The organism is Erythrobacter sp., from assembly GCF_023653175.1.
Taxonomy (GTDB): domain Bacteria; phylum Pseudomonadota; class Alphaproteobacteria; order Sphingomonadales; family Sphingomonadaceae; genus Erythrobacter.
The window spans coordinates 1-13,202 of record NZ_JAMNXL010000105.1; the positions used below are offsets into that span (position 1 = coordinate 1).

13 protein-coding genes are annotated in these 13,202 nt (G+C 68.3%); 8 read left to right on the top strand and 5 right to left on the bottom strand.

The features are described from left to right. Together NBV68_RS12185 and NBV68_RS12190 are read left to right on the top strand one after the other, a co-directional pair. On the top strand, positions 1–332 hold a 332-nt coding region (locus NBV68_RS12185), incomplete at its 5' end, for a TCP-1/cpn60 chaperonin family protein (RefSeq protein WP_296310214.1). 125 nt (positions 333–457) lie between these two features. Continuing rightward, the gene (locus tag NBV68_RS12190) at positions 458–865 is read left to right on the top strand and encodes a host attachment protein (RefSeq protein ID WP_296310215.1); all 408 of its coding nucleotides are present in this window, start codon (positions 458–460) and stop codon (positions 863–865) included. A gap of 143 nt (positions 866–1,008) precedes the next feature. Here NBV68_RS12190 and NBV68_RS12195 read toward each other — a convergent pair whose 3' ends face one another. After that, positions 1,009–2,166 (bottom strand): alginate lyase family protein, encoded by a 1,158-nt coding sequence (locus NBV68_RS12195; RefSeq protein ID WP_296310216.1) that lies wholly within the window; start codon positions 2,164–2,166, stop codon positions 1,009–1,011. A gap of 176 nt (positions 2,167–2,342) precedes the next feature. On the opposite strand from NBV68_RS12195, the gene NBV68_RS12200 reads away from it, so the two are divergent. The 3 genes from NBV68_RS12200 to NBV68_RS12210 all read left to right on the top strand — a co-directional run bounded on the left by NBV68_RS12200 (position 2,343) and on the right by NBV68_RS12210 (position 5,420). Continuing rightward, a complete protein-coding gene (locus NBV68_RS12200; RefSeq protein WP_296310218.1) occupies positions 2,343–3,422 on the top strand; it encodes a hypothetical protein in 1,080 nt (359 codons plus the stop codon). 157 nt (positions 3,423–3,579) lie between these two features. After that, positions 3,580–4,245: an SRPBCC family protein gene (locus NBV68_RS12205; protein WP_296310219.1), complete on the top strand. Its 666-nt coding sequence runs from the start codon at positions 3,580–3,582 to the stop codon at positions 4,243–4,245. Further along, complete coding sequence (locus tag NBV68_RS12210; RefSeq protein WP_296310221.1) at positions 4,245–5,420, top strand: zinc-dependent alcohol dehydrogenase; 1,176 nt, start codon at positions 4,245–4,247, stop codon at positions 5,418–5,420. Before NBV68_RS12205 ends, NBV68_RS12210 begins: the two co-directional genes overlap by 1 nt. Before the next feature lie 16 nt (positions 5,421–5,436). Here NBV68_RS12210 and NBV68_RS12215 read toward each other — a convergent pair whose 3' ends face one another. Beyond that, positions 5,437–6,426, bottom strand: a complete 990-nt coding sequence (locus NBV68_RS12215) for an alpha/beta hydrolase (protein WP_296310223.1) — start codon at positions 6,424–6,426, stop codon at positions 5,437–5,439. A gap of 143 nt (positions 6,427–6,569) precedes the next feature. Between NBV68_RS12215 and NBV68_RS12220 the strand changes: the two genes are divergently transcribed. After that, complete coding sequence (locus NBV68_RS12220) at positions 6,570–8,021, top strand: FAD-binding protein (RefSeq protein WP_296310225.1); 1,452 nt, start codon at positions 6,570–6,572, stop codon at positions 8,019–8,021. A gap of 104 nt (positions 8,022–8,125) precedes the next feature. Here NBV68_RS12220 and glpX read toward each other — a convergent pair whose 3' ends face one another. Continuing rightward, positions 8,126–9,142, bottom strand: coding sequence for a class II fructose-bisphosphatase (glpX, locus tag NBV68_RS12225; RefSeq protein WP_296310227.1), 1,017 nt, complete (start codon positions 9,140–9,142; stop codon positions 8,126–8,128). Between the two features lie 169 nt (positions 9,143–9,311). On the opposite strand from glpX, the gene NBV68_RS12230 reads away from it, so the two are divergent. Both NBV68_RS12230 and NBV68_RS12235 read left to right on the top strand, forming a co-directional pair. Beyond that, entirely contained in the window at positions 9,312–9,902 is a 591-nt protein-coding gene (locus tag NBV68_RS12230; protein WP_296310229.1) for a hypothetical protein, read from the top strand. Positions 9,903–9,914: 12 nt separating this feature from the next. After that, positions 9,915–10,619 carry a hypothetical protein gene (locus NBV68_RS12235; RefSeq protein ID WP_296310231.1) on the top strand — a complete coding sequence of 235 codons (705 nt, stop codon included), beginning with the start codon at positions 9,915–9,917 and terminating at the stop codon, positions 10,617–10,619. Here NBV68_RS12235 and NBV68_RS12240 read toward each other — a convergent pair. Together NBV68_RS12240 and NBV68_RS12245 are read right to left on the bottom strand one after the other, a co-directional pair. After that, positions 10,616–11,935 carry a homoserine dehydrogenase gene (locus NBV68_RS12240; protein WP_296310232.1) on the bottom strand — a complete coding sequence of 440 codons (1,320 nt, stop codon included), beginning with the start codon at positions 11,933–11,935 and terminating at the stop codon, positions 10,616–10,618. The two genes, NBV68_RS12235 and NBV68_RS12240, sit on opposite strands and share 4 nt — an antisense overlap. An 83-nt stretch (positions 11,936–12,018) precedes the next feature. Then, entirely contained in the window at positions 12,019–12,894 is an 876-nt protein-coding gene (locus NBV68_RS12245) for a hypothetical protein (protein WP_296310234.1), read from the bottom strand. Between the last annotated feature and the right edge of the window lie 308 nt (positions 12,895–13,202).

Below are 13,202 nucleotides of genomic sequence, written 5' to 3' on the forward strand. Positions count from 1 at the left end.
AAGACCAGACCCGCGGCATCGACATCATCCGCAAGGCGATCACCGCCCCGATCAAGCAGATCGCCCAGAACGCCGGCCACGATGGCGCGGTCGTTGCGGGCAACCTGCTGCGCGAGAATGACGAGACGCAGGGCTTCAACGCCGCCACCGACACCTACGAAAACCTGGTCAAGGCCGGCGTGATCGATCCGACCAAGGTTGTGCGCACCGCGCTGCAGGATGCGGCCTCGGTGGCCGGCCTGCTGATCACCACCGAAGCGGCGATCGTCGAGCGTCCGGAAGACAAGCCGGCCTCGCCCCCGATGCCCGACATGGGCGGCATGGGCTTCTAAGCCAGCCTGTCGTCACAGTCAGACAGACGGAAGCCCCGGAGGTTCACGCCTCCGGGGCTTTTCTGTTAGGCTCGTGGCCAGCACGCACGGGGGGGCACCATCCCGCATCTGCAAAGGATCACTCCATGAAGCTCCCCCACAACGCCCACGTCGCCCTCATCGACGGCGAGAATTTCACACTGTTCCGCAACGAGGGTCAGATGTTCGAGCCGAAGCTAGTGGAGATCGCCAAGCCTTCGCTCGACCCGACGAACTTCAGTGCGGGCGTGCGCCATCAGGATTCCGGCCGCAAGCCGGCTAGCACGGATCTGGGCGAACTGGCCCACGGGGCAGCGGCAACCGAATGGCTCAACGCCAAGGCCATCGCCGGAGAGATCGATGCCCTGCTGATCATCGCCGATCCCAAGACGCTGGGCGAGATGCGTCAGCACTACCATTCCGAACTGTCGGAGCGGATCGTCGGCGAGATCGACAAGACCCTGACCGGTCAGCCGACCGGCCGGATCGAGGCGGCCATTTCGGCGGCGGAGTAGGCTGCCGCACGGCAGCGGCCGGCTCGGGCCAGCCTCAAGCAAAGCGAAAACCCCGGCGGATGCTTCCGCCGGGGTTTTTTCATGGGCGGCCTATCGAACCCAATGGCTAGGCCATCCTCGGGGCAATCAAATCAGGCCTTGGCCTATTCGGCATGGGTCAGAGTTTCGTGAAAGATATTCCAGTCAGACAGGCCATGCGGTCTGACCCGCTCGATGATCAGCCGCTGGGTGTGGGGCAGATCCATCCCCATGCGATGATGGAAGTGGTGGAAGCCGACTTCGAAAGTATCAAACACGTTCCGGGTCGCCGCCGGATTGGGGCAGATACCCTGCATGTCGCCGGTCAGCAGTTGCTGCGACAAAAGCTCCATCGCCGCCACATAGCGGCCCGCCTGCCGGGCGTAGACGTCAACGCCTTGGTTCCAGGCAATTTCCGCGGAGTGCAAGGCGGATGCAAGACCATATTGCGCATGATGGCCATTGTCGCGGCAGGTCTCCTGCGTCAGCCCGTCGGCCCAGCGCAGCGGATGCGACCAGAAGGCGCTGATATTGCCGCCATCGCCATTGATCGGGGGCGGCATGCCGACTGATTGCAGATAGAAATAGGCCGCGCTGCGCCGCTCCAGTCGCTCGACGCCCATATCGAATGCCACCCGGTCTTCGTTGAATACGGCGATGGCCAGCAGGGCGTTGACCTGAGTGAGATCGACATTGCCGTTCCAAGCGCTGGCCTGCATCAGATGAGGATAGAAGCTGCGCCGGAACATCGCCTGCAAGGCCGTCTTGCGGTGCGCCTTCCAACGCGGATGCTGCCGCATGATCTCCGCAGCCTCCCCCAGCAGAGAGCCGAGCCACCCTGCTTGCAGCTTGTCCTGATCGGTGCCGCCGGTGAAACCGGAGAACCCAGCCCAGCCATCGAGCAGGCGCAACGCCTCCCGGCCATGCCGCCTCGATCCCGTCAAGCGCCAGACAAGCGCATGGGCATAGGTGCTGATCGCAAGGCGCTTGGACGCTTGGGCCTCGGCGCGAACGCGCGGGTCGATCTGCGAAATCGCGGCCAGTTGCGGCACCGCGAGTTCCGTCACCTCACGCATAGCGCTGGACCACGGTTCCCTTCCAAGCGCAACGCGCGCTGCGGCAGCGTCGAGACGTTCGGCACTGTTCATGGCACCGGGGTGGACAAAACCCCATTGCGCCCATGCACCAGCCGGCTCGATAAGCAACAACAGCGCCAGCGAGGCACACCGGATGCGCGCAAACTTGCGGCGCGCTCTGGCCGTGCCCTGAGATTGCGATGCCAAGTGGCTTACCCTTGCAAACACGCCGGCCCTTCCCGCAGGTACCGATCGCCGGAATGTGCCGCAGAGCATCTGCATCTGCAACAGGGCCTTGAATGTCCGCTTCAGACAGAAGCGAGACCAAAGCCGCCAACACCCCCATTTACCCGATAGTGAACTTCCCCTTCTATAGCAGCAGCATGGATGGCCTGCGCATCTCCCACGACACCTCCGCATTCGAAGTCCCCGCAACGCTCGACGCGGGCGGGCGGCTGACGGTGGCTTGCGTCGCGCAGGCGCTGGCGATGATGGACACCCACGGCCTTGTCCTCCTCACCGGGCTGCTGTCCGATGCTGAGGCGGACGCGGGGCTTGCGCTGATGCAGCAGACCATCGCCGATCCGGACCGCGCCCGCAGTGCCTTTGCCAGCGAGACCGACAATCACTACGTCCGCCGCGACTTTTGCTCGCTGCCCTCTAGCCTCGAGGTCAAAGGCTTTGCCGCGATGCTCGCCCAGCGGCTGGAAGGCGTAATCGGCGAATATTGCGGCCGCACGCGCCCGGTGCTCGAGATCGCGACCTTCACCAGCTATTTCGGTTCCTCGCACCAGTATATCCACCGCGATCCGGCGGGCGTCATCAGCATGTTCGCCGCGGTCGAGGATGTAGCACCGGAACAGGGGGGCACGGTGTTCGTGCCGGGGACGCACCAGTATGGCGGTGCGGAATATGCCCATGGCGGGGCAGCCTATGGGCTGATGGAGCTATTCCGCCGCCGCGCCAATGCCCGGATCTTCCGCCATAACCTCGCCAAACTGTGGCGGATGCGCAGGAGCAGCGAGGCAGCCCTCGCGCCGGGCGAGTTCCGCGACCGGGTGTTCTCGACCAAGTGGGACCAGCACCAGCCCAACCTGCTGCGCTTCCTTACAGGCAAGAATTCGCAGTTCAGCCTGCACCATCTCGGCCCGCGCACCCTGTGGCAGCTGCTGCGGCGGGGCGAGGCGCTCGACGCGCTGTTCCAGCCGGTGCAGGCCGCGCCGCGCAAGGGGACGGTGATCCTCTACCGCAGCGATCTGCTCCACGCCGGCCCCGACAACCGCACGCAGCGCCCGCGCCGGTTCTTCGGGATGAGCATCGCGCGCGATCATCTCGCGCCCAAATACTGGCACGACGGCTATTCGCCGCACCCGACGCTGCTGGCCGATCCGCTGACCTTCGGCGATCTGCTGGCAGCCGCGCCGCTCAAGACGCCCCAACCCGCCGAGGCCGCAGCAGGCTGATCGCAGCAGCGGGCGGGTGCGTGGCCCCCCGCCCTGACCCGCCCCGCGACCAGCCGCGCCTTCAGGCAGGCAGCGCGCAGGGTGCCGCTAATGCAGGTTACCGGGCACTGCCCGCGCGCATGCCATCCTTCCGGCTCACTGAGCGAAAGGGAAAAGCATGCGAAACGAGCATCCGGACCGATGGGCCAGCCGCTGGCCCTACCTCGCACTGGCCGGCGTGGGGCTGGCCGCGATCCCGCTCGCCGCAGCGGCGCGGCGGCGGCGGCGCGAGGTCGATCCCGACAGCGCGCCGGGCTACACCGCAAGGCGCGACTTCGGCGACTACCGCGTGGTCGGCCGCAGCGTCACTATCGCGCGCCCGCGGGCCGAGCTGTTCGCCTTCTGGCGCGACTTCCAGAACCTGCCGCGTTTCATGGTGAACCTCGAGAAGATCGAGCCCTCGGGCGAGGAACCTGGTCACAACACCTGGCACATCCGCGCGCCCGGCGGACGGGTCTTCGCGGTCGACACGCGGATCGCGCGCGAGGTCGATGGCGAGCTGATCGCATGGCGCTCCACCGAGGACAGCGAGATCGACACCGAGGGCCGCGTAACCTTCGAGGACGCGCCCGGCGAGCGGGGCACGCGGGTCAGCCTCATCATCGCCTACAAGCCCAAGGGGGGCGCGATTGGCGAGGCGATCGCCACACTCGCGCAGCGCAGCCCGGAATTGCAGGCCCGGCATGACCTCAAGCGCTTCAAGATGCTGATGGAGACCGGCGAGATCGCCACCTCAGCCCGCACCCGTTCCGAACGCCAACACCAGCTCGAGGAGGCCCGCTGATGCGCGCTCTGACATGGCAAGGCACCAAGAAGGTCAGCGTCGAGACCGTCGCCGACCCCGAGATCGTCAACCCCCGCGATGCGATCATCCGCGTCACGTCGACCGCGATCTGCGGCAGCGACCTGCACCTCTATGACGGGGTGATCCCCTCGATGCAGCCCGGCGACATCCTCGGCCACGAATTCATGGGCGAGGTGGTGGAGACCGGCAGCGACAGCTCGCTGGAGAAGGGCCAGCGCGTCGTCGTGCCCTTCACCATCTCGTGCGGCGGGTGCTTCCACTGCCGCATCACCCAGTACAGCGCCTGCGAGAACTCCAATCCGCCCGAAAAGCAGGACATGTCGGAAAAGCTCTACGGCCACCCGATGGCGGGGATCTTCGGCTATTCGCACATGACCGGCGGCTATGCGGGGGGGCAGGCGGAATATGTGCGCGTGCCCTTCTCGGATGTCGGCCCGATCGTGGTGCCCGACCATCTGGATGACGAGAAGGTGCTGTTCCTCTCCGACATCCTCCCCACCGGATGGATGGCGGCCGAGAATGCCGATATCGGCCCTGACGACACCGTGGCGGTGTGGGGCTGCGGGCCGGTCGGGCTGTTCGCGGTGCAATCGGCGCTGCTGATGGGCGCGGCCAAGGTGATCGCGATCGACCACTACCCGCATCGGCTTGAACTCGCCCGCCAGCTGGGGGCCGAGACGATCAATTTCCGCACCTCCGACGTGCGCGAGGCGCTGATGGAGATGAGCGGCGGGATCGGGGTCGATGCGGTGATCGACGCGGTCGGCATGGAGGCGCACGGGTTCGCGGTCGACAACATGCTCGACATCGCCAAGCAGACCGTCGGCATCGGCGCCGACCGGGCGAGCGCGCTGAAGCAGGCGATCCTCGCGGTGCGCCCCGGCGGGCGGGTCTCGGTGCCCGGCGTCTATGGCGGGATGACCGACAAGTTCCCCTTGGGCGCGCTGATGGAGAAGGGTCTCCAGCTGCGCACCGGCCAGACCCACGTGCAGCGCTACATGAAGGACCTGCTCGGCAGAATCGAGGAGGGCGAAATCGACACCACCTTCCTCATCAGCCACCGTCTGCCATTGGAACAGGCGGCCGAGGGTTACAGGCAGTTCCGCGACGCGCAGGACAGCTGGACCAAGGTGGTGCTCAAGCCGGGGGGCTAGCCTGCCCTCTTGCGCCCTATTTCGCGATGAACTCCGCGATGGCCTCGGCCACGCCCTTGCCAAGCGGCAGGGCGGGGTCGCGGTAGGCGGCGAGGTTGGCTGCGGGGGCGGGGTCCGCCACGTCCTTGAGCACGTGGTTGAGATCGGGCAGCACCACGAGCTTCGCCGCCGGGTTCGCCGCCGCCAGCCGCTCGGCATCGGCGACGGGCACCTGAATGTCCCTGCCCCCCTGCACGATCAGCAGCGGCAGCGTCGTCTGCGCGGCGAGAGCGGCGGGGTCGTAGGAGAACAGGCTGATGAGGAAGCCCTGCAAAGCCGGGGCGAAAAGCCCTTGGAGCGCCTGCGGCAAGGTGGAAGGATCGACGCGGCGTCCGGCGGCGAGTTCGTTGATCGCGGCATCGGCTGCGGGGATGATCACGAAATTTCCCGGATTGGTGCGCAGCTGGGCCTTGATCACATCGCCGACCGGACGGCCGGGCGCGGCGACCAGCACCAGCCCGCACAAGCCCTCGACCTCCTGCGCGGCGGCGAGCGCCACTAGCCCGCCCTCGGAGTGGCCGATCAGCCAGACGCACTGCGCGCCCGTCGCCTTGCGCGCCGCGGCGACCCAGGCGGCGGTATCGGCGACGTAGTCGGGGATGGTGACGGCGTTGGCATCGGCCACCGCCGCCTTGCTCGCGAACATTCCGCGCTTGTCGATCCGCACCGTCGCGATCCCGCGCTCAAGCAGCGCCTCGGCGAGCAGGCGGTAGGGCGCGCCGGTGATGCCGAGCGGGCTGTTGCCGTCGCGGTCGGTCGGGCCCGAGCCAGGGATGATCAGCGCGACCGGTCCCTCCCCGCCCTCGCCTGCCCGCAGCAGGGTGCCCGAGAGCGGACCCAGCGGCCCAGCGGCCTCGATCGGCTCTCCGTCGGGGGCAGCCGGTTGGGCATGGAGCGGGGCGGCGATGCTCGCGGCGGCGGCAAAGGCCCGCAGGGCAGAGGCGATCATCGCAGGTCTCTCTTTCATGCCGAACCTCCCTTGGCGCACCATGATAGGGCCGCGCCGTGCCCTGCGGCAAGCCTGACGGGGGTGCGCCGCCGCCGTGGTTTTTCATTGCCTTGGCCGCCGCGCCGGTAAATGATGGGGCAATAGCGGACGGGGGCGTTCCAATGGGGTGGTTCACAGGCAAGGCTCAAGTCGCAGCGGACGGGTTGTCGCCTGTCACCTCGTGGATGAAGGTGTTCTTCGGAAACGCCCATGTCACCCGCCCCGCCGACGAGGCGGCGCTGGTAAAGGCGCTCGCGGGGCGGCCCTACAGCTGCATCGGCCAGTCGCACAGCTACAACGGCATTCAGGTCATCCCCGGCATCACCGCCTTCCACATGGGCGAATCCCGCTTCGATCTGCTGGAATACGACCGCGTCACCCAGACCGCGACCTGTGGCCCCTCGGTCAAGGTCATCACGTTGAAGCGGGAGCTGGTCCGACACGAGCGGCGGATGCTCAACAGCGGCAACTACATGGAGCAGACCGTGATCGGCGCGCTCAGCGGGGGGACGCACGGCTATGGCCCCGAGGGCGTGATCGCGCAGAGCGTGACCGCACTGACCTTCCTCGACGGACACGGGAAGAAGGTGACGCTGAAACAGGGCGATCCGGATTTCCCCTATGCCGCGCTCTCCTTCGGCACGATCGGCCCGATCCTCAGCGTCACGCTGCGCACCGCGCCGGTGGCAAGCTACCAGTCCGATGCCTGGGTGACCCGCCTGTCGAAGAAAGCCGCATTGTCGAAGGGGGCAATGGCGGTGACGGCGGCGATCGTGCCCTACAGCGACCCGAAAGACCCGCTGATCATGCTCCACACGCTGCGGCCGGCGAGCGAGGGCAAGAAGGCGCGCGCCACGCGCCCGCCGCTGTTCACGCTGGCGGGCCTCGTCGATTTCGCGCTGCGCCGCCTATGGGCCTTCGACCGCCTGTTCCCGGCAGCCCGCTACTGGCTGCAGCGCGCCGCCAACCGCCTCGATATCCGCACCCATCGCCGCGTCATCACCGCGCCCGAGGATCTCGATTACCTCTACGATCCCGAACCGCTGCTCAAGTCCCAGCGCGCGCCCGACCTGTTGACGGGCTTCTTTGCGACCACCTTCACCGCCTACAACCTTGCCTTCTTCGTGCCGCTTCACCGCAGCGACGAGGTGGTCCGCTTCCTCATGCTCGAGGCCGAAAAGCTGCGCCCGCTGGGCTTCGTGCTCAAGAGCCTGATCTCGGTGCGCGAGCTTCCCGACGAAAGCGACCTGCCCTTTGCGGGCAATTTCGGCGGGCCGGCTGCGGCGATCGACCTGTTTGCCGATGTGCGCGACTATGCCTGGCTCGAACGGCTTCAACGCGCGGTGACGAGCTATTTCCCCGGGGTGCGCCCGCACTGGGGCAAGAGCGCGATCGTCGACGATTTCGCCGCAGCACTGGGCCAGCAACACATCAATGCGCTGCGCGCGCTGCATCTCAGGCATTATCCGCCCGGCACGCTCACCCCCAATGAGGCGGTGCGCAAGCTGTTCGATCTGGGCGATCCTGCCCCCGCCAGCGCCATCGCCAAGGCAACCGCGCCGCCCGAAGCTTGATGCGCGCCTCAGTCGATGCGGTGCTCGCCCCGGATCCACCGCGAGCCCTTGTGGAGGTGCGGAGGACCGCCGTGCCTGGGGCACCGGCAGTCCACTTCAACACCTCAGTCGATGCGGTGCTCGCCCCGGATCCACCGCACCGTGCCAGAGCTGGCGCGCATCACCACGCTTTCGGTGGTGAGGATGGTCTCGCCGGTCACCTTGCGGCGGCGCTTAACGCCCGCGAGCAGCGAGCCGTCGGTCACGCCGGTCGCGGCGAAGATGCAGTCGCCCTTGGCGAGGTCTTCGAGCTTGTAGATGCGATTGAGGTCCTCGATCCCCCACTTGCGCGCGCGGGCCCGCTCGTCGTCGTTGCGGAACACGAGGCGGCCGTTGAACTGCCCGCCCACGCAGCGCAGCGCGGCTGCGGCCAGCACGCCCTCGGGCGCGCCACCCTGGCCCATGTACATGTCGATGGTGGTGTCCTCGTCGGTCACCGCGATCACGCCCGCGACGTCGCCGTCACCGATCAGCACCACGCCGCAGCCCAGCGCGCGCAGCTCGGCGATGAGCTCGGCATGACGCGGGCGGTCGAGCACGCAGACGTTGATGTCGGAGGGCTTCACGCCCTTTGCGTTCGCCACGGCGCAGACATTGTCGGTCGCGCTCTTGGCGAGGTCGATGATGCCCTCGGGGTAGCCGGGGCCCACCGCGAGCTTGTCCATGTAGACATCGGGCGCGTTGAGCAGACATCCCTCTTCGGCCGCCGCCAGCACCGCGAGCGCGTTGGGGCCGGCCTTGGCGGTGATGGTGGTGCCTTCCAGCGGATCGAGGGCGATGTCGATCTTGGGCCCCTTGCCCATGCCGACCTTCTCGCCGATGAACAGCATCGGGGCCTCGTCGCGCTCACCCTCGCCGATCACCACGGTGCCGTCGATGTAGAGATTGTCGAAGGCCTTGCGCATCGCCGCCACGGCCGCCGCATCCGCCGCCTTCTCGTCGCCGCGGCCGACCAGCTGCGCTGCCGCGACCGCCGCCTTCTCGGTAACGCGCACCATCTCGAGCACCAGCACGCGCTGGATGGCGTTCTCGGAGGCAGGTTGCGGGGTGGCGGCAAGCTGGGTATCGGGTGCGGAGTTCATGTGCAATTCAGCCCTTCTTCGCTCTGGTTGCGACCCGGCCATGGGATACCTTGCGGCGCTTAAGCGGATGGAGACGGGTTTGTCGAGCAAAGGAACGCTAGTCCTGCCCCGTTTTCGCCTCTGCCTGACCGCTTGCGCCGGTCTTATGGCCCAAGTCGCCTTTGGGCCCTTGGCCGCGCAGGATGACAACAGCGCGACAAACCCGCCAACCGAGGAAGCGCCCGCCGATCCCTCGGCCGCCGCCGCCGCCGCCGCACAGGCTGCCGAGCCCCGGGGCGTGCCGCCGCGCCTCAATCTGCTCGTCACCGTGCCGCGCGACGAGGCGAGCGCGGCGGACCTGCGGGAATGCCGCGATGACGAGGAAGCCGCCGCGATCAACGGCGAGATCGTGGTGTGCCGGGTGCGCGGCAACGACGGCACCGGGCTGACCGGCACCCGCGCGGAAAGCCAGAAGCGCTATGCGCAGGAAACCATGCTGAAGGGCGCTCCGCGCGCGCCCGACTTCATCGCCGACTGCAAGGATCAGGGCAACCCGTTCGGCTGCATCGGCATCGGCAAGGTTCCGCCGGTGGCGATCACGGTCGACTTCGCCGCGCTGCCCACGGCCCCTGCCGGATCGGACGCCGACCGGATCGCGCGGGGCCTGCCTCCGCTCGGGCAGAACGAGGAGCTGTCGGAGGAGCAGGAACGCGCGCGGCGCGAGGCGGAGGGGATCAAGACCACTGTGCCCGCGCGGCCAACGAAGAAGAAGGGCGGGTAAGGGAGCGGCCCGATGCTTCTCCCCTTCATCGCCGCCGCGCTTGCCGCGCAGGTGCCGACCGAGCCGCAGGTTCGGATCGGCCCGCAGGTGCCGCCCCAGCAGACCCTTCAGCTGCCGCCGCGCCCCTCGCCCGACCGGCGCGCCAAGCCGGCCGAGCCGGTCGAGCCGGTCGAGCCCGAACGCCCGCGCATCCCCATCGACCTCGGCCCCGATGCCCCCGTCAGCGAGCCGCCGCAGCAGATCGACATTCTCGCGCCCCCGCAGGTGTCCGAGGCCGCCGATGCGGTGGAGCTCAAGCAATGCACCGATGACACCGAGCGCGGCGTGGTGTCGGGCGAGATCGTGGTGTGCCGCCAGCTGCCCGCCGACACCTCGCAACTCTACAGCGGCAGCCGCGAGGCGTGGTTGAAGGACTATGCGACGCGGACGCAGAATGCGGGCACCATCCCCCCGCCCGATGTCGCCGGGGAGGGCATCTTCCGCGGGCCTGCCACCATCAGCGGGCTGTGCTTCATCCCGCCCTGCCCCAAGGACGCACCGCTGATCGTCGACATGGAGGCGATCCCGCCCCCGCCCGAAGGCTCGGACGCGGCGCGGGTGGCGCAGGGCCTCGCCCCGGTGGAGGGTGACGACGCGCCGCTCTCGGATGAAGACCGCCGCCGGGTCGAGGCCGAACTCGGTCTGCCCGAAGCCCCGAAGGCGGAGCCGGAGGGCTAGCGGGGCAGGATCGGCAGCACCAACGGCTCGCCTGCCAGGCTGTCCGAGCCCTCGAGCAGCGCCAGCGCCTTGGTGACGCAAGCCTCCGGGCCCTCGTGGGTGACCATCGCCACCATCACCTCGCCGCCGCCGCTGGCGCGCCCCTGCTGGATCAGGCTCTCGATCGAGACGTCGCCGTCACGCATCGCTGCGGTGATCTCGGCAAGCACGCCGGGGCGGTCCTTGACCATGAACCTGAGGTAGGTGCGCTCGGTCCGGTCGCCCGGCTCGGCAGGGGGCATGGCGGCGAGCTGGCTGCTGGGGATCGAGAAGGGCGCGCCCACCTCGTCGCGGGCGATGTCGATGAGGTCGGCGGCGACCGCGCTGGCGGTCGGCCCGTCGCCGGCGCCCGCGCCCTGGAACAGCAGGCGGCCGGAGAAGTTGCCCTCGGCCACCACCGCGTTGGTCGCACCGTCGACCGCGCTCAAGGGATGGCCCTTGGCGACGAGGCAGGGCCGCACGCGCTGGAGCAGGCGTGGGCCCGCGGGAGTTTCCTCGACATCGGCCTCGCCGATCAGGCGGATCACGAAGCCCAGCGCATCGGCCTGCGCGATGTCGGCGGCGCGCACCCGGGTGATGCCGGACACCCTCACGCCCGCGAAGTCCACGCGGGTGCCGAAGCCGATGCTGGCGAGGATCGCCAGCTTGTGCGCCGCGTCCACGCCCTCGATGTCGAAGGCCGGATCGGCCTCGGCAAAGCCGAGCCGCTGCGCCTCGGCCAGCACGTCGGCAAAGTCGGCGCCGGTCGCCTCCATCTCGGAGAGGATGTAGTTGCAGGTGCCGTTGAGGATGCCGTAGACCTTGGTGAGCGCATTGGCGCTGGTGCCCTCGCGCAGGCCCTTGATGACCGGGATGCCGCCGCCCACCGCGGCCTCGAACTTCAGCGCGGCGTTGTTGGCCTCGGCCAGCTGCGCCAGCTCCAGCCCGTGATGCGCGATCATCGCCTTGTTGGCGGTGACGAGGCCCTTGCCCGCACCCAGCGCCGCACGGCTGAGGGTGAGCGCGGGGCCGTCCGAGCCGCCGACCAGCTCGACAACCACATCCACGTCCTCGCGCCGGGCGAGCGCAGTCATGTCGTCTTCCCATGCGAAGCGGGCGATGTCGACGCCGCGGTCCTTGCCGCGGTCGCGCGCGGCCACCGCGACGACTGCGATCGGGCGACCGGCGCGCGCGGCGATCAGCGCCGCGTTGGTGTCGAGCAGGCGGATCACGCCCGCGCCCACGGTGCCGAGCCCGGCGATGGCGATACGCAGCGGTTGTGCGGCGGTGGTGGTCAAGCGGCCCTCCGTTGGTGACAGAGGCCCGCGCTTAACCGTGCGCCGCGCGCGGTCAAGCGGGCAAAGACCCGATCAGCCCCGCATCAGCCTTTTGTGATCTGCCGCTCGCACGGGCCGAGCGCCTGGCGCACGAAGGCATAGTCGCCCGCCGCCAGCCGCCGCTCGCCCGCATCGCGCGCGAGGTTGGCATTGCTCGGCAACTGGGCGGGGAGCGAACAGGCGAGGCGATACCAGCGCAGCGTCTCGGGCGCGGGCGGGCGCGCCGCCGAATCGATGATTTCGCCCCACGACACGCCCCATTGCGGCTGCTGCCGCGGGCGGCGCAGCACCGTGATCGAGACCGGCGAGCGATTCTCGGTTGCGAGGAAAATCTGGGTCTCCGATTCGCCCGTCAAGGTGCCCGGCACCGCCAGCGCATCGCTGATCCCGATGATCCGCGGGGCGGCGTCGGCGGCGTAGAGCTCGGTCAGGATCGGCCGCAGCCGCGCCTCGAGCGCGGGGGTGTAATCGAGCTGGGCGTTCGGGCCGATCAGCTGGAGCTCGCCCGCGCGGCCCGGCACAGCCTTCGCGAACAGCACGAACTCGCGCTTCTTGAGCTTGGGCACCTTGCCCCTGGGATCGAGCGGAACATCAACCAGATAGGTGACGCCCGCCCCGACGCCGCTGCGACCGGCGATCAGCGCCACGGTCTGCGCCTCGATATACAGCCGGGCGAATCCGGGTGCGACGCCCGGAGCACGTTCGGGTCGCAGCGCGGTCGCTTTGCGAATCTGCACGCGAACCACCAGTTCCGCAGCGTCCGAGAGGCTCGCCAGATCAGCATAGGTCGGGCCAAAAGCCGCCCCCGCCGGCCGGGCAACATCGCCGCCCGCAGCGCCCTGTGCCAGCGCTGCCGAAGGCACCGCGGCAAGCCCGCCAAGCGCCATGCCTGCTATCGCCAGAGTCTTGAAAAACGCCATTAATTTTCCCTTTACCTGTGGCCCCGTGCCGAGCTGGCGGACACCTAAGTCTCTTTGCATATTAGCAGGGTCTTTTGCACATGACTCGCAGTGAATCCGTGCTGAACCGCAAAAGCGTTTGATCGGCTAGGGGTTGCCCGTTAAAGCCCGCATGACTGAAGGCGCGGGACTGGGGACATTGCCGCGCGGACAGTGAGAGGTTGCGTGCGGGATTAGTTTGTTGTCCCGCGCGTGCCAGCCGGAGAAAGATCGGGTCACGTGCGATGCATGGGCCCGTAATTTTGTTCCGGCGTGGGAGGACCGAAATG

Bases quoted from the DNA above. Each gene is read 5' to 3' on its own strand.
- NBV68_RS12220 (WP_296310225.1), top strand. From the start codon at position 6,570: ATGGGGTGGTTCACAGGCAAGGCTCAAGTCGCAGCGGACGGGTTGTCG.
- NBV68_RS12215 (WP_296310223.1), bottom strand. From the start codon at position 6,426: ATGAAAGAGAGACCTGCGATGATCGCCTCTGCCCTGCGGGCCTTTGCC.
- NBV68_RS12210 (WP_296310221.1), top strand. From the start codon at position 4,245: ATGCGCGCTCTGACATGGCAAGGCACCAAGAAGGTCAGCGTCGAGACC.
- NBV68_RS12235 (WP_296310231.1), top strand. From the start codon at position 9,915: ATGCTTCTCCCCTTCATCGCCGCCGCGCTTGCCGCGCAGGTGCCGACC.
- NBV68_RS12200 (WP_296310218.1), top strand. From the start codon at position 2,343: ATGGATGGCCTGCGCATCTCCCACGACACCTCCGCATTCGAAGTCCCC.
- NBV68_RS12205 (WP_296310219.1), top strand. From the start codon at position 3,580: ATGCGAAACGAGCATCCGGACCGATGGGCCAGCCGCTGGCCCTACCTC.
- NBV68_RS12245 (WP_296310234.1), bottom strand. From the start codon at position 12,894: ATGGCGTTTTTCAAGACTCTGGCGATAGCAGGCATGGCGCTTGGCGGG.
- glpX (WP_296310227.1), bottom strand. From the start codon at position 9,142: ATGAACTCCGCACCCGATACCCAGCTTGCCGCCACCCCGCAACCTGCC.
- NBV68_RS12190 (WP_296310215.1), top strand. From the start codon at position 458: ATGAAGCTCCCCCACAACGCCCACGTCGCCCTCATCGACGGCGAGAAT.